Raw genomic sequence first — 19,120 nt, 5'->3', positions numbered from 1 at the left:
GCGTCAGATGGCGGCTTGCACGTCGTTGCGGTTCAGCCAGCGGCGGTAGACGGAGGTGAACACGATGAGGAGGGACAGCAGCAGGACGCCGTAGGTGGCCGACTGGGCGTAGTCGCGCGGTGTCTGGCCGAAGCCGAGGTAGTAGGCCCAGGTGACCAGGATCTGCGCGTCGGGCGCCGTGTTGCCGAACAGCAGGAAGATGATCGCGAACTGGTTGAACGTCCAGATCACGCCCAGCAGCACGACGGTGGAGCTGACCGACCTCAGACCGGGCAGGGTCACATTGCGGAACTGCTGCCAGGTGCTCGCGCCGTCCATCTCGGCCGCTTCGTACAGCGTCGAGTCGATGGACTGCAGTCCGCCCAGGAGCGAGACCATCATGAAGGGCACCCCGCACCAGGTGTTGACCATGATGGCGGCGAGCTGCTGGAAGAGCGGATCCTCCAGCCAGGCCGGCGAGGGCAGTCCGATCGCGTCGAGCGTGGTGTTGACGACGCCCGCGTCGGCGAGCATGAAGCGCCAGGCGAAGACCGTCACGAACGTCGGCACGGCCCACGGCAGGATCAGCATCATCCGGTAGGCGGTGCGGCCGCGCAGCCCCTTCTGGTTGAGCAGCAGCGCGAGGCCGAGCCCGATGCCGTAGTGCAGCGCGACGCAGGCCGCCGTCCATACGATGGTCCAGATGAAGTGCGACCAGAAACGGTCGTAGGAGGTCGGCCCCCACAGGATGTCGGCGTAGTTGTCGAGGCCGACGAACGTGTAGGTGGCGTCGATGTGGTTGACGCCGATGGTGCGGGCCGAGTTGAGGCTGTTGGCGTCCGTCAGCGTCAGGTAGAAGCCCCGGACCAGCGGATACAGCACGATGACGGCGAGCACGACGACCACTGGGGCGATCATCGCGTACGCGTACCAGTGCTTGTGGTAGGCGTTCTTGAGGCGGGTTACGGGGCCCGGACGCCGGCCGCGGTCACCACCACTGGCGGCGGCCGGGCGCTCCACGGCGACAGTCATGAGGTACACACCTTCTGGTCTGCGGCTGGTCTGGGCTGCTTGAGGTCTGCGGAGGGTGCCGCGGCCCCGCGTGCGGGCGGGCTGACCGGGCGGGACCGCGGCACGTGAGGGGGAAGTGCCCGATCAGGGCGTCACTTGGCGAAGCCGTCCGGCAGGATCTTGCCGTACTGGGTCACCACGGAGGAGATCACCTTGTCGATGCTCTCCTTGCCTCCGGCCGCCTTGGGCAGTTCCTCGTCGAGCGGGCTCCACAGCGAGCTGTACTCGGGCAGCTCGGGCCGCGGCCGGGCGGCGGACAGCACCTTCTGGTAGCCGGCCAGCCCCGGGTCCTTGGTGACCCGGGCCGTGTAGGCGTCCGAGCGCGTCGGCAGCGTCGAGTTCTCCAGGGCGATCCGCTCCTGTGTCTTCGCGGAGGTCATCCACTTCAGGAACGTCAAGGACGCGTTCTGGTGCGCCTTGTCGGAGCCCGCGTACACGGACAGGTTGTGGCCGCCGGTCGGCGCGCCCGCCGTGCCGCTGGAGCCGGCCGGGACCGTGGCGACTCCGAGGTTCGACGTGTTCTTGAACGCCGAGTTCTTGTAGAAGTTCGTGATCTCCCACGGGCCCTCGATGGTCATGGCGACCTTGCCATTGACGAAGGCGTCCTGGCGGTGCGCGTAGGAGTCGGCCGTGACGTCGGCCTTGTGCAGGCCCTTGCCGTGGAACAGGCTCAGCCAGATCTCGGACGCCTTCCTGCCCTGGGCGGAGCCCAGGGTGATCTTCTTGGCGGCGGCGTCGACGGTGTCGGTTCCCTCGCCCAGCAGGAACGGCTCGAGGTAGTAGCCCTTCTCGGAGCCGAAGTAGCCGTCCACGCCGGTCTTGTCCTTGATGGTGGCGGCGGCTTTCCTCAGCTCGTCCCAGGTCCCCGGCGCCTCGGTGATGCCGGCCTTCTTGAGGAGGGCCTTGTTGTAGACCAGGGCGAGGGTGTCGGTGACCAGCGGGACGCCGTAGGTCTTGCCCTCGTACTGGGCCTGCTTGATCAGGTTCGGCTCGAACTTGTCCTTCTCGGCGAGGGCCTCGGTGCCGTCGAGCGGCAGCAGATAGCTCTTCTTCGCGAACGCGGGCGTCCAGCCGACCTCGGCGCGCAGCACGTCCGGGGCGCCGCTGGCGCCGGCTGCCGTGTCGAACTTGTTCAGCGCCTGGTCGAAGGGGACGTTGACGTACTTGACCTTGATGCCCGGGTTGGCCTTCTCAAAGTCCTTGATCAGCGCCTGGTACGTGGGGGCCTCATTGGTCGCGTTCGAGGTGTCCCACCAGGTGATGGTGACCGAGCCGGCCTTCCCGCCGTCGTCACTTCCGCCGCAGGCCGTCGCCGCGAGTGCGAGGGACGCCACCACCGCGATGGCCGCTATGCCACGCCGCATGAGATCTCCTAGAGGGTGAAAGCCCGTGAGTGGGCGGGGAGCGGTCCGCATCCGGTCCCCGTGGCCGACCGCCGACCGCGTCGTTGCCGCCGCCGGGCGACGTGAACGTAACAGCGCGGCAAGCCGTCCGAAAGACTTTGCGCAGGATTTCTGCAAGAGTCGCCCATCGTTACCCGTCCGTGTTCTGACGGTTACGCGAGGAATGCTTGACACTCCCCGCTCAACATGGCGCATAGCGCCATGAAATACCGGCAAGGAGCACGGGAAGGGGAGGGAGGGGACAGGCCCGATGTGTCCCGAACCTTGTGACATTTTCCTGCAAGGTCTTCCACCGCCACCGCGGCCGCGGTGGCCCGGTTCCCCCTTCGTCGGTGGGCATCCCAGCAGGTAACCGGTACAGTCCCCTTCCATGACCGCGCGGCTCGCCGACATCGCAGCCCAGGCGGGGGTCAGTGAAGCCACAGTCAGCCGCGTGCTCAACGGCAAGCCCGGCGTGGCCACCGGCACCCGCGAATCCGTCATGGCCGCACTCGACGTCCTCGGCTACGAGCGCCCGGTGCGGCTGCGCACCCGCAGCGCCGGCCTGGTCGGCCTGATCACGCCGGAGCTCGACAACCCCATCTTCCCCGCCCTCGCCCAGGTCATCGGCCAGGCACTGACACGTCAGGGCTACACCCCGGTGCTGGCCACCCAGACCCCGGGCGGCTCGACCGAGGACGAGCTGACCGAGATGCTCGTCGAGCGCAATGTCTCCGGCATCATCTACGTCTCCGGACTGCACGCCGACACCACCGCCGACACCGGCCGGTATGACCGACTCCGCGCCCAGGACATCCCGTTCGTCCTGGTCAACGGGTTCTCGCCGCAGATCCAGGCGCCCTTCGTGTCAACGGACGACCGGTCCGCGACACAGCTGGCCGTGCGGCACCTCGCCTCACTCGGCCACACCCGGATCGGGCTCGCGGTCGGACCGCGCCGGTTCGTGCCCGTACAGCGCAAGATCGAGGGCTTCCGGTCCGGGATGGCCGAGCGCGCCGGCCTCACCGGCGAGCAGGCCGAAGAGCTGATCCAGCACTCCCTGTACACGATGGAGGGCGGCCAGGCCGCGGCGACGGCGCTGCTGGCACAGGGGTGCACGGCGATCGTCTGCGCCAGCGACATGATGGCCCTCGGTGCCATCCGCGCCGCCCGCCAGGCCGGCCACCGCGTCCCGCAGGACATCTCGGTGGTGGGCTACGACGACTCCCCGCTGATCGCGTTCACCGATCCGCCGCTGACCACGATCCGTCAGCCGGTGCAGGCCATGGGCCAGGCGGCGGTCCGCACGGTGCTCGAGGAGATCGGCGGGACGCCCGCCCCGCACACCGAGTTCATGTTCATGCCCGAACTCGTGGTGCGCGGTTCGACCGCCGCGGCACCGTCGGCGCGCGCCCGCTGACGGCCGGCCGGATCAGGCCGCCGCGTACAGGGGGCGCCACCAGTGCGCGTGTTCGCGGTACCAGCGCGCGGTGTCGGCGAGCAGCCGCTCGAAGTCGCCGGACGGCCGGTAGCCGAGCTCCTCGGTGATGCGGGTGTCATCCACCGCGTAGCGGCGGTCGTGTCCCTTGCGGTCCGCGACGTGTGCGACGCGGCCGCGGTCCGCGCCGCACAGGGCGAGCAGCTTGTGGGCCAGCTCGAGGTTGGTCAGGGACGTGCCTCCGCCGATGTTGTACACGCGGCCCGCGCGGCCGGCGGTGCGGACCAGTTCGATGCCCCGCACATGATCGTCGACCGACAGCCAGTTGCGGACCTGCAGTCCGTCCCCGTAGAGCGGGATCGTGCCGCCGCTGAACAGTGTGGCGAGGGACCGCGGGATCAGTTTCTCGGGGTGCTGGTACGGGCCGAAGTTGTTCGTGCAGCGTGTGACGCGGACGTCGAGGCCGTGGGTGCGATGGTGGGCGAGTGCGAGGTGGTCGGCCGCCGCCTTGGACGCCGCGTAGGGGGAGCTGGGGCTCAGCGGCGACTCCTCCGTGGCGGCGCCGGTCGGCAGATCGCCGTACACCTCATCGGTCGAGACCTGGACGAACGTACCTGTGCCGTGCCGGAGTCCGGCATCCAGGAGCACCTGGGTGCCCAGGACGTTGGTGCGGGTGAAAGCGGCGCCGGACGCGATCGACCGGTCGACGTGGGACTCGGCCGCGAAGTGCACGATGTCGTCGTGGCGGGCGGCGAGCCGGCCCACGAGGCGCACATCGCACACGTCGCCGTGCACAAAGGCCAGCCGGGGATCGCCGGCGACGGGGTCCAGGCGCGCGAGGCTGCCGGCGTAGGTGAGTGCGTCGAGCACGGTCACCGTGACGCCGGGAGGTCCGGCCGGGCCCAGCAGGGCGCGCACGTAAGCGGAACCGATGAAGCCGGCTCCGCCGGTGACGAGGATGCGTCGGGTCATGACTTCCGGGTTCACCTTGCCCTTGCTGATGATCGTCGATGGCGGGATGGCACGAGCGGAACGGGAAGGGCCGCCGGGGCGGACGGCCGTGGCGGAGCCGGGAGCGGCGGCGGACCTGAGAAGACGCCGCCGCGGCAGCCGCGCCGGGGCCGTGCGGCGAACGCCGCGGTGTGGTCCCGGTGCGTGGCGAGGGCGTTGGCGAGCATGTAGGCACGAGGCGACCGCGGTCCGTGCGACCGGGGCCGGCACCGCGCCCGGCCCGCCCGGCGCGCCGCTCCCGCCGGCGACCGGCGCCACCGCGTCATGAGGTCAGGTGGACTTCGCTGTGGTCGCCGATGACCAGCCGGTGCGAGCGGGACAGCCGAGGGGTGGCGAGGACGGACGCACCGCGGCCGATGAGGGAGTCCTGGATGAGCGGTGCGCCCTCGATCCGCGCGCCCCGCAGCAGCACCGAGTGTGCGATCGCGCTGTCCTCGATGCGGCAGTCCTCGGCCACGGCGGTGTAGGGACCGATGCTGGATCCGGTGACGACGGTGCCGGCGCCGATGATCGCGGGTCCGGTGATGTGTGACCCCCGCACCACCGCTCCCTCGGCGAGGAGGACCCGTCCGCGGACGGTGCTGCCGGCGTCGACCTTGCCCTCGATGCCTCCGACCAGGGTGTCCAGGACATGGCGGTTGGCCTCCAGCATGTCCTCGACACTGCCCGTGTCCCGCCAGGTCGCCGCCGTGGTCTCGGCGCGCACCGTGAGGCCGTGATCGATCATCCACTGCACGGCGTGGGTGATCTCCAGCTCTCCCCGCGCGGACGGGGCGATGGCCCGCACCGCCTCGTGGACGGCGGGGGTGAAGGCGTAGACGCCGACGAGGGCGAGGTCGCTGCGCGGGTGTTCGGGTTTCTCCTCCAGGCGCAGCACCGTGCTGCCCGCGGCGGTCCCGTCGCCTTGGGCGTCGACTTCGGCGACACCGAAGGCGGTCGGGTCGGCGACGCGGGTCAGCAGCAGCCGGGCGTCCACCGGTTGGGTGCGGGCCCGGTCCAGGAATCCGGTGACGCCCTCGGGCAGGTAGGTGTCGCCGAGGTAGAGGAGAAAGTCGTCGTCGCCGAGGAAGTCCCGGGCGATGCGCACCGCGTGGGCGAGCCCCAGCGGGCGGTCCTGGTGAAGGTAGGTGAGCCGCAGGCCGAACGCCGAGCCGTCACCGGCGGCCCGGCGGATCTCCCGCTCGTGGTCGCCGACGACGACGCCGGTCTCGGTGACCCCGGCGGCGGCCAGCGCCTCCAACGCGTAGAAGAGCACGGGCCGGTTGGCGATCGGCAGCAATTGCTTGGCGCCGGTGTGGGTGAAGGGACGCAGTCTGCTGCCGGTCCCGCCCGCCAGGAGCAGGGCCTTCACGCGGGCCTCCGGCGGGGCGGGGTTTGCGGTGAGTGCGGTCGCACGGAGTCCTCCTCGGTCCTGCTCGGTGAGCGGGCGCATCCCGACTCAAGCAGAGCCCGCAACGTTCCGCAAGGATTGTCTGCAACTTTCAGAAAGTAGTTGCTACGACGGGCGCCGCAGTGTTTCACTCAGTGCCCGGACCGCCCAACGCCCTTACCGCAAAGATCAGTTCGCATCAGAGGGAGCCGCTCGTGAGGCACCAGCATCGCCAGCTCGACCGGCTGGGCCGGGAGGAATCCCGCCTGGCGCCGGGGGCCTCCGAGGAGGCGACCGTGGGACGGCGGGTCTTCGCCGAGGGGCGCGGCCCGGTGCTGACCGACCTCGACGGCAACCGGTATCTGGACTTCGCCGCCGGCACCCTCACACAGTCTCTCGGGCACACCCACCCCGAGGTGGTCCAGGCGCTCACCGCGCAGGCCGGGCGCCTGTGGAACGTGCACGACACGTCCACGCCGGACCGGGCCCGGCTCCTTGACACCCTGGCCCGGCTGCTCCCCGAGCACCTCGACACCTATGCCCTGTTCTCCACCGGCGCCGAGGTCGTCGAGGCCGCCCTGCGGGTGGTGCAGGCGACCGCGCCGCCGGGCCGCAACCGGACCGGCGCCCTGCGGCACGGATTCCACGGCAAGACGCTGGGCGCGCGCATGCTCGTGCACTGGGACATCGGGCACCAGTCGTTCGCGGGCAACAGCGTCCTCGGCTACGCGCCCTACTGCTACCGCTGCCCGCTCGGCCTGGAGTACCCCTCGTGCGGGATACGGTGCGCGTCCCTGGTGCGGCGGCACATCGCCGACAAGCCGAACACCTCGGCCCTCGTCTTCGAGCCGGTGCTCGGCGCGGCCGGTGTCATCGTGCCTCCGCCCGGCTACTGGGAGCAGATCGCCGACGCCTGCCGGGCGAACGGCGTGCTGCTCGTCGCCGACGAGGTGCTCACCGGCGGCGGTCGCACCGGCGCGTTCCTGGCCAGTGAACTCTTCGGCGTGGAAGCGGACCTGGTGGCCCTGTCGAAAGGCATGGCCAACGGCTTCCCCTTCGCCGTGCTCGCGGGGCGCCGCGACCTGCTGCACGATCCGGCCGCGGCGACCCCGGGCGCGTACGCCTCCACCTACGCGAGCAATCCCCTCGGGATCGCGGCGGCCCGCGCCACCTTGGAGGTCATCGAACGGGACCGGCTGATCGAGCAGGTGGGCCGCCTCGGCGAGCTGCTCGGTGAGCGGCTTCGCGCACTGTACGGCCGGTTCGAGAACATCGGGCAGGTGCGCGGTCTCGGGCTGCTGTGGGGGGTGGAGTTCGTGACCGACCGGGCGAGCCGCACCCCCTCCCCCGCGCTCGCCCGCTCGGTGTACGCGCGTGCACTCGATCTGGGGCTGCGGGTGGCGCTCGGCGGCCACATGCTGCGGATCGCACCGCCGTTCACCATCGAAGAAGCACTCCTGGACGAGGGCGTCGGACTGCTGGCGAAGGCGATCGACGGGGCGGTCGCGCAGTGATCGTGGCGCATGAGCTGGTCAAGGAGTTCAGGATCCCCGAACGGCGGCCGGGTCTGGCGGGGTCCCTGGCCACCCTCTTCACCCGCAGGTACCGGGTGACGCGCGCCGTGGACAGGGTGTCCTTCGAGATCCCGGCCGGCTCGCGCACCGCGTACATCGGGGCCAACGGCGCCGGGAAGTCCACCACCATCAAGATGCTCACCGGGATCATGACGCCCACGTCGGGGTACTGCCGGGTGCGCGGCATCGAGCCGTACCGGCACCGGCAGCGCAACGCCCGGTCCATCGGGGTCGTCTTCGGCCAGCGCAGCCAGTTGTGGTGGGACCTGTCGGTGCCGGACTCGTTCCGCATCCTGCGCCGGATCTACGACATCCCCGACCACGTCTACCGGCGCAATCTGGCCCGGTACCGCGAACTCCTGGACATCGACGCGCTCGGCACGACCCCGGTGCGGCAGTTGAGCCTCGGGCAGCGGATGCGCGCGGAGATCGCCGCGAGCCTGCTGCACGATCCGGCCGTCGTGTTCTGGGACGAGCCCACCATCGGCCTCGACATGGTGCTCAAGGAGGCGGTGCGCGAACTGGTCAACCGCGCACACCGCGAGCTGGGCACCACGGTGGTGCTCACCAGCCACGACATCGCCGACATCGCCGCGATCTGCGACAGCGCCCTGGTCGTGGACCGGGGCCGGGTGGTGCATCAGGGGAGCATCCAGGACCTGCTGCGCTCGGCCGACCGGCGTTCGGTCCTCTTCGACCACCGGGACCGGCTCGCGGCGGACGCCGTCTGCGCCACGGTCGAGCGGGGGCTGCCGGGGGTGCGGGCCGTGCCCGCCGACGGCGGTCGCGTCCACGTGGACTATCCCGCGGCCGAGTTCACCTCGCGTCAGGTGCTCGCGTTTCTCCTGGACCACTTCGACCTGGCCGACTGCTATGCGCCCGAGCCGGATCTGGAGGACGTGCTGCGGCAGATCTACGGGCGGCAGCGCCCGGCGGCCCCCTCCGGGGTGAGCGCCGTATGAGGCCGGGGAGGGTGCGCGCGGTGCGGGCCTACGTCCCGTTCGCGACCGGCGGGCTGCAGTCGCTGCTCCAGTACCGCTCGATGTTCGTGGTCACGGGGGTGACCGCGGCCGCCGGGGCGGCCGTCACCGTGTTCCTGTGGCGGGCCGTGTACGCGGACGCCCCGGCGAGCGGCGGGCCCGGCGGCTTCACCCTCGCGGGCATCACCACCTACCTCCTTCTCGCCCAGATACTTCAGGTGCTGCACACCAACCGGGTGGACGACGAGGTCGCGGCCGAGGTGTACCGCGGGGACGTCGCGGTGATGCTGGTGCGCCCGGTCAGCTATCCGCTGGTGCGGTTCTTCGCCTGTCTGCCGGTGGTCGCGGCCAACGCGGTGCTCGTCGGGGTGCCGGTCCTCCTCCTCTTCGCGTTCCTGGTGCCACTCGCGGTGCCCCGTCCGGGCGACGCGGCCCTGTTCGCGGTGTCGGCCGTGCTGTCCGTCCTCATCGCGTTCTGCGTCAACCTGCTCACCGGAATGGCCGGCTTCCTCACCACCAACACCTGGGGCGTGCGCATGGTCAAGCAGAGCGTGGTCGCCTTCTTCGCCGGCCAGTTGGTGCCGATCGCGCTGATGCCGGGGCCACTGGCGGCGCTCGCCCGCGCGCTGCCGTTCCGGGGCATGGCCGACGGCCCGCTGACGCTGTTGCTCGGACGCTACGACGGGGCGGCCGGGGCGTTCGGTGTGCTGGCGCAGCAGGCGGGCTGGGCCGCGGGGCTCGCGGCGGTGTGCGCCGTGCTGTGGCGCAGGGCCCTGGGCAGGCTGGAGGTGCTGGGCGGATGAGTGCGCTGCGCACGGCGGCACGGTATGCGCGTCTGTCCTGGTTCCTGGGCGGGGTCGGTCTGCACCGGCTGGTCACCTACCGGCTGGACTTCCTGCTCGGCGCGGGGGCGTTCCTGGTGCGGGTCGGGGTGCAAACGGCGGTGGTGGGCCTGGTGTTCCGGCAGGTGCCGGCGGTGGGCGGCTGGTCGTACCACGAGGTGGTGTTCCTGCTCGGCTTCTCCCTGCTGCCGCGCGGACTCGATCACCTCTTCACCGACCAGCTGTGGGAACTGGGACGGAAGCTGGTCCAGCGAGGAGAGTTCTACCGGCATCTCGTGCGGCCGGTCAGCCCGCTGTTCTCGCTGCTGTCCGAGCGGTTCTTCCATCCCGACGGCTTCGGCGAGCTGATCGTCGGCGGCGTCCTCGTGGGCTGGTCGGGGTCGCGCCTCGGCCTGGACCCGACCGCCACGCAGTGGGCGCTCGCCCCGCTGCTCGTGGTGTGCGGGGCGCTGATCCACACGGCGGTGAAGCTGCTGTTCTCCTCGCTGTCCTTCTGGACGGTCACCAGCCTTCCCGCGATGTACGCGGCGAACCAGGTGTCCGAGTTCGCCGCCTACCCGCTCGACATCTACCACCCGACCCTGCGCTCCCTGCTGACCTGGGTGCTGCCCTTCGCCTTCACCTCGTACGCGCCCTGCGCCTATCTGCTCACCGGCGACGCCGACCTGCTGGTGTGGCTGCCCGCGGTGACGGCCGGGGCGCTGGCCCTCGCGCTCGCGGTGTGGCGGCGCGGCCTGTCCACCCATGAGACGACCGGGAGTTGAGAGCACGTGATCCCTTCCGAAGCGGACGCCGCACTGGACGCTCTGCTGCGCACCGCCCCCTGGATGCCCGAGGACGCCCGCGCCGCCGTGCGCTACGAACGGGTCGACCACGCCGTGCTCGACCGGGCGGCGCTGCTCCTGATCGTCGCGGCGGTCGGCGGCCCCGCGTCGGGTCAGCGGTTCTTCGTGCCGGTGCGCACGGACGGCACGGGCCGGCTGGAGGAGGCACACGGCAGTGACGCGTTCGACGTCGCCGCGGTGACCCGCACCCTGGCCGGCGGGCGGCTGCCCACCGTGCGCGGTGGCACCGTCGAGTTCCGCGGGGCCGGCCACCGCCCGACGTCGGTGCGGCGCCTGCCGTTCGACCGCGGCTGGTCCTCCAACGCCCTGTCCCTGGTGGACGTCGCGGGCACGTGGTGCGTCCACAAGACCTACCGCCGCCTTGATCAGGCGATCCACGAGCCGGAACTGCTGCGCCGCATGAACGGCACCGGCCGCACCCCGCGGTGGATCGGCGACTACGCCTACACCGACCCGTCCGGCACGGCCCGGCACCCGCTCGGGGTGGTCTACGGGTACGTCCGGGGCGAGGGTATCGACCTGCCGCTGCGCGAGAACCTGCGCTCGATGTGGCCCCGGTCGACGCGTGCCGGCGCGCCGCCGGCGGACCATCTGGCGCGCTCGCATCTGCGGCCCCTGGAAGGGGCGCTGAGGAGGGCCGGGGAGTTCCTGCGCGGCTTCCACCAGGATCTGGAGCGGCAGCTGGGCGGTACGGCGGCCGGATACCCGGTGCGCGAGGCCCTCGCCGACGCGACCGCCCGGGTCGGCGCGCTCGACCGCCGCGCCGGCGAACTGCCCCTGCCGAAGGCCGCGCACGCCGCCGCGTTCGCGGCCCTGCGCGACACCCTCCACGCCCTGGAGAGCGGCTTCGGCGGCGGGGCCGCCGTGCCGTCCGGCCCCTGCCACGGTGACCTGCACCTGTCCCATCTGCTGTGCGCGGCCGGAACCGGCGCCGACACCGGCTGGCGCATGACGGTGATCGATCTGTCGACGCCCGCCCTGTCCCCGGACGACCCGCGCTGGGCGGAGCAGTCGCCGCTTCAGGACCTGGTCGCCATCGAGCGTGCCCTGGAGTACTTCGCCGCCGACGAGGCGGCGTTCGAGAGCGCGCGGCGTCTCGGCGTCGACTCGCTGGAGACGATGCTCGGCGCCCTGGCGGGCGCACCGCACTGGCCCCGGACCCGACAGGCCGTGCTGCGACAGGTCTTCGGCGCGGCCGACGCCTGGCGCGAGCGCGTGCTGCGGCTGCTGCTCGGCACCGCGTCCGGCCATCAGCTGCACCGCCTGCTGTATCTGCGCAGGCTGCTGCACGAACTTGGCTACAACCAGGCCCATGCCCGCCCCTACCACGCGGCGATCGACCTGCGTCACGCCCGCGCCCTTGCTCCGACCGCCGCCTTCGCGAGGAAGTGACCGAGCTCTTGGAACCGCGTATGCACATCGTCGAGGCGTACTTCGAATGCTGCGGCTTCGACCACACCTTCGTCCAGGGCGGCACCTCCGTCTATCTGTGGAACCTGTCGAAGACGTTCGCCGCACGCGGCCACCGGGTGTCCATCGTGACCCCGGCACACGGCCGCCTATCGGACCTCCGCACCCGCTACGAGGTCGAGGACCTGCCGTACACCGACACCTACACCCTGCCCGTCCCGCTCGACCCCGAGGTATGGCAGGGGTTTCCGGCCGAGGCCGAGCTGGCGCTGCGCACCACCGCGCACCGCATCCGGCTGGACGGCGTCGACCTGTACTTCCTCGCCAACGACTGGCTGAACCGGCTGCCGGACACCTTCTACCCGCCGTACCACAGCAAGGGCCGCGACCTGGTGTTCTTCAAGCCCCTGGTGTTCCAGGTCGACGCGGTGCGGTTCCTGCGCGCCTGGTTCGGTGACGAGAAGGCACTGGTGCACGCGCACGAGCCGTACTACCACTACCTGCTGCCGGCGGCTCTGCGCGAGGACCCGGCCAAGCTGGTCGTCAGCACCGTGCAGAGCAACATGCCGATCGCGAAGAAGGTGTACGGGCCCGAGGTGCGGCGGCTGCTCGGGCTGCTCGGAGTCCCCGCTCCCCCGCCGGCCGCCGAGCCGGCCACGGACGCGCCGCCGGCGATGGTCCAGTACCAGCAGCGCACGCATCTGCACTACGCGTACGGCCCGGACAACATCGCCGTCTACGAGCTGACCGCCGAGAACGCCGACCTGATCGACTTCCTCTCCCCCGGCCAGCTGGACTTCTACGCGGGTTTTCGTGACACCCCGTTCGAGGAGCTGTTCCGGCGGCTGCCCATCGCCGGCGTGGTGCGGCGCAACGCGCACAAGATGTTCGTCGGCGGCTGCGCGATCTCCGACCAGTGGCTGGCCTGGGACCCGGCCGGGGTCGACCGGACGACGGTGCTCGAAGGACTGGGCCTGGACCCGGACCTGCCGACCTTCTTCCACAACGCCCGCTACGCCGTGCACCACAAGGGCCAGCTGGAGCTGATCCGCGCGGTGGACCGGACGCTGAGCGAGGGGGTCGCGGCCAACTTCGTGGTGCGCTGCATCTCCGGCAGCGGCATCGACGACCCGCTGTTCCACGAGGTCGCCGCACGCCACACGGGCCGCCTGCACCTGGAATGGGAGCGGGTACCGGAGCGAGAGGTGTTCATGTACGCGGCGGCGTCCGACTTCTGTCTGTTCCCCTCCAAGTTCGAGATGGACACGTTCCTGATCGCGCAGGGCGAGGCGATGGCGGCCGGGTCGGTACCGATCGCCACCGACCAGCGCGGCATGGAGCACTTCCGGCACGCGGACGGGCCGGAGACCGCGACCGGCTTCGCCGTGAACCGTTCGTTCGCCGAGGACGACGAGCTGCTGGTCGGCGCGCTCGTCACGCGCATCCGGCAGGCGGCGGCTCTGTGGCGCGAGGAGCCCGGGCGCTACCGGGAACTGGCCCGGCGGGCGTCCGCCGTCGCCCGGGTCTTCACCTGGGGGCACTGCGCCGATCTGCATCTGGCGGCGTTCGCCCGCCTGTGGCAGGGCGAGCCCGCCCGGCTCGATCCCGGACTCGCCCTGCGGCAGGGATGGTTCGACCTGCTGCCGGACGGCGAGGTCACCCAGGGCGCGGCCGTGGCCCACGGCGACCTGGACGCCTTCGAGCGCTGCGCGCCGCTGGACGACGCGGCGGCCCGGCGCCTCTTCGCCGCCGCCTGGGCACGCGCCGACTTCACGGCGTGCGAGCGGGCCGCCGCGCGCAGGCCGGGCGCGATCGGCGCCGAGGATCTGGCACGGCTGCGCGACCGGGCGCGCACCGGGCCGGACGGCCGCCTGGTCTACCGGCTGCCGCACGCGGTCCGCGTGGAGATCGTGTCGCCGGTCACCGCCGCGGGCCACCGGACACCGCCCGGTGTACGCGCCCTGGAACACACCGTCCCCGGCACCTTCACCGGCCCGGCCCCCGGCCCCGGCGACCTGTTGCTGATCACCCTGGACTCGGGGCGTGTGACCTGGGACGAGGTGCGTCATGGCTGAGCGCGGCGGGGTACGCGCCGTCCTCCTCGCGGGCGGCGAGGGCAGACGCATGGGTGCGCTCGGCACCGGTCGGCTGAAGCCGCTGATCCCCTACGGCGGCGCCTGCCGGCTGATCGACTTCAGCCTCGTCAACGCGCATGCCTCGGGCCTCGGCGAGGTGCTCCTGCTCTCCCAGTTCGAGGAGCGGCGCCTGATGGACGACCTGCACCAGGTGTGGAACGCGCGGCAGGGCCTGCGGGTGCACTTCGGACCGTACGACACCGCCTACCGGGACGCGGGTCCCGGCCGGCTCCCGGGCGGGCTCCCGCCCCGGACGGGTCCGCCTGAGCGGGGCACGGCCGACGCGCTGATCCGCAAGGCCCCGTACGTCTTCGGCCCGGGAACGGAGCAGGTGCTCGTGCTGCACGCCGACCACGTCTACCGCTTCGACTACGGACCGCTCATCGCCACGCACCGGGCGTCCGGTGCCGCCCTCACCCTCGCCTACCAGCGCATCGAGCGGCGCTGGGTGCACCTGTTCGGAATGGTCGACTTCGATGCCCGCCAACGCCTCACCCAGTTCGTGGAGAAGCCCCAGGACCCCAGCTCCAGCCTGGTGTTCGCGGCGTTCTGCGTCTTCGACGCCGATGTGCTCCACCGCCATCTCGAACAGCTCGACGGCACCGCGTGGCAGCACGACATCAGCCGCGATGTCATCCCGGCGATGCTCGCGGCCGGAGAGGACATCCGCGGCTACGAAGTACGCGGCCACTGGGCCGACATCGGCACCGTCGAGCGCTATCACCGGGCGCACCTGGCCCTCGCCGACGATCCCCGCGGCGGTCTGCCGGTGGACCGCATGCCGTGGACGATACGCCCCGATGTGCGGCGCACCTGGGTCCCCGGCGCCCCCGGCGTGCGCTCCTCCTGGGTGCCGCGCGATCTGGTCAACGAAGGCCAGGTGGAGCGGAGCGTGCTGTTTCCCGGTGTCCGGATCGAGGCGGGGGCGCGGGTGCGCCGCAGTGTCGTCCTGCCCGGCGCCGTCGTTCCCACCGGCGCCGACATCGACTCGGCGGTGGTCCTGGAGAACGGGGCCGTCCAACGCGTACCGCTACCGCACACCGAAGGAGCACTGACGTGAACACCACCACGCACGAGGGCGGGTACGACATTCTGGTGGCGGGCGGCGCCGGGGTGGACACCATCGTGCGGGTCCCGGAACTTCAGGTGCCGCCCGGCGACTCGTTGTCCGTACCGCCGGTCCGCGACTACGTGGCCCACACCGGCAACGGCGTGGCGCGCGGCGCCCACGCCCTGGGACTCGCCACCAAGTTCATCGACTTCCTCGGTGACGACGTCCAGGGACAGCAGATCCTGGCCGCGTACGCCGCCGACGGGCTCGACTTCAGCCATGTCGTCTCCCCGCACGGCACCCCGCGCGGCGTCAACCTCGTCGACGCGCGGGGCCGCCGCTTCTCGTTCTACGACGGCCGCCACCCGGCCGGCCTGCGGCTGCCGCGCGCCTTCTATCTGCCCTTCCTCAAGCGGTCCCGGCATGTGCACGTGTCCATCACCGGGGTCACCAAGGACATGTACGCCGACATCCACCGGCTGGGCATCCCCAGCTCCACCGACCTGCACGACTGGGACGGGGTGGACGCACACCACCGTGCCTACGCGCTCGCCTCCGACTACGTGTTCCTGAGCGCCGCCGCGCTCCACGGCCGCCTCGACGCCGTGCTGCGCTCCATCGTGGAGCGGGGGCACGCGCGCCTGGCCGTCGCGACCGACGGCGCCGCCGGATGTCATGTCCTCCAGCGCGGCGACGAGGCGGTGCGGCACTTCCCCGCCGTACCGCCGGAACGGCCCGTCGTCGACAGCAACGGTGCGGGGGACGCCTTCGTGAGCGCCTTCCTGTACGCGCTCGCCAAGGGGCGGCCGGTGTCCGAATGCGTGCTGGCCGGGTCGGTGTCCGGGGCGTTCGCGTGCACGCGTGCGGGCACGCACACCGAGTTCATCGACGCGGCCGGGCTGCGGGCGGGCTGCGCACGCGCCACGACGGCCGAGGGCTGACGACGGGGACGGGACGACACCGACATGCACATCATCACCTTCGCCTTCGAATGCGGCGGCTTCGACCGGCGGCTGATGCGCGGCGGGCTGTCCCCGCTGGTGTGGCAGCTCTCGCGCCGGTACGCCGCGCACGGTCACCGCGTCTCCCTGGTCACGCCCGCGCACGGCCATCTGGAACGGCTGCGGGCCTCGCGGGAGATCGAGGACCTGCCGCACCTCACGCGCACCCGCACCGTGCCCCTGGTCCTCGACCCCAAGGTCTGGGCGGACCGGCCCGCCGAAGTGGACATGGAGCTGACGACCACGGCGCACCGGCTGAGCCTGGACGGCGTGGACGTGTATTTCCTGTCCAACGCCTGTCTGGACCTCCTGCCCGACCGGCTGTATCCGCCGCCCGGCGCCGAGGGCCGGGACCTGGCCCACTTCAAGCCGCTGGTATTCCAGACCGAGGGGCTGCGATTCGTCCGGGAGTGTCTGGCGCCGCGGGGCGAGCCGGCCGTGGTGCACGCCTTCGAGCCCGCATACCACTACCTCCTGCCGCCGGTCCTCGCCCGGGACCCGTCCGTGCACACGGTGAGCACCGTCGCCGCGAACGCCCCGATCGGACAGAAGGTGTACCGGCCGCAGGTGGAGCGGCTGCTGGAACTCTTCGGCGTCACGGACGTGGATCTGGACGCGCTGGACGGCCCGCCGCCCGGCGAGGACTCGGCGCCGGCGGTGCTGGGGCGCGCCCTGGCCGGAACGCGGATGCACCTGGAGTACGGGCCCGACCATGTCGGCCTGTTCCCGCTGGTGGCCGCCCACGCCGACCTCGTGGACTTCGTGTCACCGGGGCAGCGGAGGTACTACAGCACCTTCCGGGACACTCCCGTCGAGGCGCTCTTCGCCACGCTGCCGGTGGCCCGGCTGCTGCGGCGGCGCGCGGACCGGCTGCTCGCGGGCGGCTGCGCGGTCACGGACACCTGGCTGGCGCGGGACGTGGCCACCGTGGACCGGCACCGGGTGCTGCGCCGTCTCGGTCTCGATCCGGCCCGGCCGGTCTTCTACCACGCGGCCCGCTACGCCGTGCACCACAAGGGGCAGCTGGAGCTGGTACGGGCGATCGAGGAGGTGCTGGACAGCGGCCTGCAGGCCGGGTTCCTGATCCGGTGCGCCACGGGCGACGGCACCGCGGCGAACGCGTACTTCCAGTCCGTGGCCGACCGCCACCCCGGCCGGGTCCGGCTGGTATGGGACCTGGCCGACGAGGACACGCTCTTCGAGGAGGCGGCATGCGCGGACTTCTGCGTCTATCCGTCCAAGTACGAGCTGGACGGCTTCCTCATCGCGCAGGCCGAGGCGATGGCGTGCGGCGCGGTCCCGATCGCCACCGGCCAAGAGGTCACCCGGCACTTCCGGCACGCCCTGCCGGCCGGGCATCCGCAGGCGACGGGGTTCGCCGTGCGCGGCTCGTTCCGCGACGACGATCCCGGGCTCGCCCGGGACCTCGCCGCACGCATCCGTACGGCGGCGGACGTGTTCGCCGCACACGCCGCCGGCACGGACGGCACATACGCCCGGCTGTCCGCCAACTCCCGTGACCTCGCACGGCAGTTCACGTGGGAGCGGGCCGCACGCACCCGTCTGGATGCCTTCGAGGACCTGCTCCGGGGCCGCGACCGGAGGTTCCCGGCACGGGAGGCGATCGCCTGCGGCTGGTTCGACGCCCTGCCCGCGGCCGCCTGGGACCGCCACGCCGCCGCGATCCAGGACGCGGCGCTCGCGCTCGGGGACGCGGACGCCTGGGAGCGCGCGGGCGGCCCGGGGGACCCGCAGGCGTACGAGCGCCTCTTCGAAGCGGCGTGGCGACGGGCGGACTTCACCGCCGCCCTGCGCACCGCGGTCCTGGCCTGCCGCCCGGACCTGGCCGCCCGGGTGCACGGGCGGGGAGGTGTGGAGCGGACGGCGGACGGGCGGTGGCAGGTGAGGTACCGGCACGAGCAGGTGGCGCGTGTGGAGGTCGTGGTGGAGGGCGGCGACCGCCCGGCGCCCGCGGCCGCCGCCCTGGAGACCGCAGCCGAAGCCCTCGCGTCGGACGAACCGGTACCCGGCGGAACGGGCGCCCTGCTCCGCGACCTCCCCGCCGACGGCCGCCGGCCGGGATCGTTCACGGGCCTGGTCGGCACCCGTCCGGTGGGACGTGACCTGGTCGTCATGCTGACCCTGGCCTCCGGACGCGTCGCCTGGGACACCCTGCCGCTGAACCGGCCACCGTTCCGCCTCGTCGCCACCGACCTCGACGGGACCCTGCTGCGCGATGACCTGACCGTCTCGCCGCGTACCCGCGCCGCACTCGCGGCGGTGGCCGACGCGGGCGCGCACCACCTGGTGGTCACCGGCCGCCCGGCCGCCGCCTGCGCGCATGTGCTCGAGGCGCTCGGCTACCGCGGACTCGCCGTGTGCGGGCAGGGCGCCCAGCTGTACGACGCCGGCTCGGGGCGGCTGCTGTCCTCGGCCTCGCTCGGCCGGGCGCTGGCCCGCCGGGTCGTCGCACGGGTGGAGGAGCGGCTCGGCCCCGTCGAACTGGGCGTGGTCACGGCGCCGCCGGACAGCCGCTTCAAGGTGACCGCACGGTTCGGGGAGCGGGTGCGGCACGGCTGGGACGTGATCACGGACCGGGCCCTGCTGTGGGACAGTCCCGTCGACAAGCTGATCCTGCACCACCTCCAGGTGCCGGAGGACCGACTGGCCGCTGTCACCCAGGAGTTGTGCGGCGACGAGGTCACGGTCGTGCACTCGGTGAAGGGCATGGTGGAAGTGCTGCCTCACGGCACCACCAAAGCCGCCGGGACGGAGCGTGCCGCGCGGCTGCTCGGATGCACCGGCGCGGACACCGTCGCCTTCGGCGACATGCCCAACGACATCCCCCTGCTCACCTGGGCGGCGCACGGCGTGGCCGTGGCGAACGCCCACCCTGCCCTGCGCGCCGTCGCCGACGAGATCGCGCCCCGCAACGAGGAGGACGGGGTGGCGGCGGTCCTGGAGCGCCTTTTCGCGCCCCGGACCACACCCCCGCTCGCACCCCGCGGACGCCGCGGATGACCTCCCGGGAG

The 19,120-nt window shown here is 72.1% G+C and carries 14 protein-coding genes; 10 read left to right on the top strand and 4 right to left on the bottom strand.

Going from position 1 to position 19,120, the window contains the following annotated elements:
* Positions 1 to 3: 3 nt before the first annotated feature.
* Together AXW62_RS07840 and AXW62_RS07835 are read right to left on the bottom strand one after the other, a co-directional pair.
* Positions 4 to 1,011, bottom strand: a complete 1,008-nt coding sequence (locus AXW62_RS07840; RefSeq protein ID WP_060943853.1) for a carbohydrate ABC transporter permease — start codon at positions 1,009 to 1,011, stop codon at positions 4 to 6.
* Positions 1,012 to 1,142: 131 nt separating this feature from the next.
* Positions 1,143 to 2,414: an extracellular solute-binding protein gene (locus AXW62_RS07835; protein WP_060943852.1), complete on the bottom strand. Its 1,272-nt coding sequence runs from the start codon at positions 2,412 to 2,414 to the stop codon at positions 1,143 to 1,145.
* 409 nt (positions 2,415 to 2,823) lie between these two features.
* Between AXW62_RS07835 and AXW62_RS07830 the strand changes: the two genes are divergently transcribed.
* Positions 2,824 to 3,852 (top strand): LacI family DNA-binding transcriptional regulator, encoded by a 1,029-nt coding sequence (locus AXW62_RS07830; RefSeq protein WP_030827403.1) that lies wholly within the window; start codon positions 2,824 to 2,826, stop codon positions 3,850 to 3,852.
* 12 nt (positions 3,853 to 3,864) lie between these two features.
* On the opposite strand, the gene rfbB is transcribed toward AXW62_RS07830, so the two are convergent.
* Entirely contained in the window at positions 3,865 to 4,842 is a 978-nt protein-coding gene (gene rfbB / locus AXW62_RS07825; RefSeq protein WP_060943851.1) for a dTDP-glucose 4,6-dehydratase, read from the bottom strand.
* Positions 4,843 to 5,143: 301 nt separating this feature from the next.
* Positions 5,144 to 6,232: a glucose-1-phosphate thymidylyltransferase gene (locus tag AXW62_RS07820; protein ID WP_060943872.1), complete on the bottom strand. Its 1,089-nt coding sequence runs from the start codon at positions 6,230 to 6,232 to the stop codon at positions 5,144 to 5,146.
* 233 nt (positions 6,233 to 6,465) lie between these two features.
* Here AXW62_RS07820 and AXW62_RS07815 point away from each other — a divergent pair, with 233 nt between their 5' ends.
* The 9 genes from AXW62_RS07815 to AXW62_RS46905 are packed head-to-tail and all read left to right on the top strand — an operon-like array spanning position 6,466 to position 19,109.
* The gene (locus AXW62_RS07815; RefSeq protein WP_060943850.1) at positions 6,466 to 7,764 is read left to right on the top strand and encodes an aspartate aminotransferase family protein; all 1,299 of its coding nucleotides are present in this window, start codon (positions 6,466 to 6,468) and stop codon (positions 7,762 to 7,764) included.
* On the top strand, positions 7,761 to 8,786 hold the full coding sequence (locus AXW62_RS07810) for an ABC transporter ATP-binding protein (protein WP_060943849.1): 1,026 nt from the start codon (positions 7,761 to 7,763) through the stop codon (positions 8,784 to 8,786). Before AXW62_RS07815 ends, AXW62_RS07810 begins: the two co-directional genes overlap by 4 nt.
* A gap of 20 nt (positions 8,787 to 8,806) precedes the next feature.
* The gene (locus tag AXW62_RS07805; protein ID WP_252368529.1) at positions 8,807 to 9,607 is read left to right on the top strand and encodes an ABC transporter permease; all 801 of its coding nucleotides are present in this window, start codon (positions 8,807 to 8,809) and stop codon (positions 9,605 to 9,607) included.
* Positions 9,604 to 10,410: an ABC transporter permease gene (locus AXW62_RS07800; protein ID WP_060943847.1), complete on the top strand. Its 807-nt coding sequence runs from the start codon at positions 9,604 to 9,606 to the stop codon at positions 10,408 to 10,410. Before AXW62_RS07805 ends, AXW62_RS07800 begins: the two co-directional genes overlap by 4 nt.
* Before the next feature lie 6 nt (positions 10,411 to 10,416).
* On the top strand, positions 10,417 to 11,883 hold the full coding sequence (locus AXW62_RS07795; protein ID WP_060943846.1) for a hypothetical protein: 1,467 nt from the start codon (positions 10,417 to 10,419) through the stop codon (positions 11,881 to 11,883).
* On the top strand, positions 11,880 to 13,976 hold the full coding sequence (locus AXW62_RS07790; RefSeq protein WP_252368528.1) for a glycosyltransferase: 2,097 nt from the start codon (positions 11,880 to 11,882) through the stop codon (positions 13,974 to 13,976). The genes AXW62_RS07795 and AXW62_RS07790 overlap by 4 nt, the downstream gene beginning before the upstream one ends.
* Positions 13,969 to 15,096 (top strand): sugar phosphate nucleotidyltransferase, encoded by a 1,128-nt coding sequence (locus AXW62_RS07785; RefSeq protein ID WP_060943845.1) that lies wholly within the window; start codon positions 13,969 to 13,971, stop codon positions 15,094 to 15,096. Before AXW62_RS07790 ends, AXW62_RS07785 begins: the two co-directional genes overlap by 8 nt.
* A complete protein-coding gene (locus AXW62_RS07780; protein ID WP_060943844.1) occupies positions 15,093 to 16,028 on the top strand; it encodes a carbohydrate kinase family protein in 936 nt (311 codons plus the stop codon). The genes AXW62_RS07785 and AXW62_RS07780 overlap by 4 nt, the downstream gene beginning before the upstream one ends.
* Positions 16,029 to 16,052: 24 nt before the next feature.
* Positions 16,053 to 19,109 (top strand): HAD-IIB family hydrolase, encoded by a 3,057-nt coding sequence (locus AXW62_RS46905; protein ID WP_079115515.1) that lies wholly within the window; start codon positions 16,053 to 16,055, stop codon positions 19,107 to 19,109.
* The last annotated feature ends 11 nt before the right edge of the window (positions 19,110 to 19,120 follow it).

This window comes from Streptomyces hygroscopicus subsp. hygroscopicus (genome assembly GCF_001553455.1).
Taxonomy (GTDB): Bacteria; Actinomycetota; Actinomycetes; order Streptomycetales; family Streptomycetaceae; genus Streptomyces; species Streptomyces hygroscopicus.
Note: the sequence above shows the minus strand (reverse complement) of the source record. Positions and strands in the feature narration are given on the sequence as shown.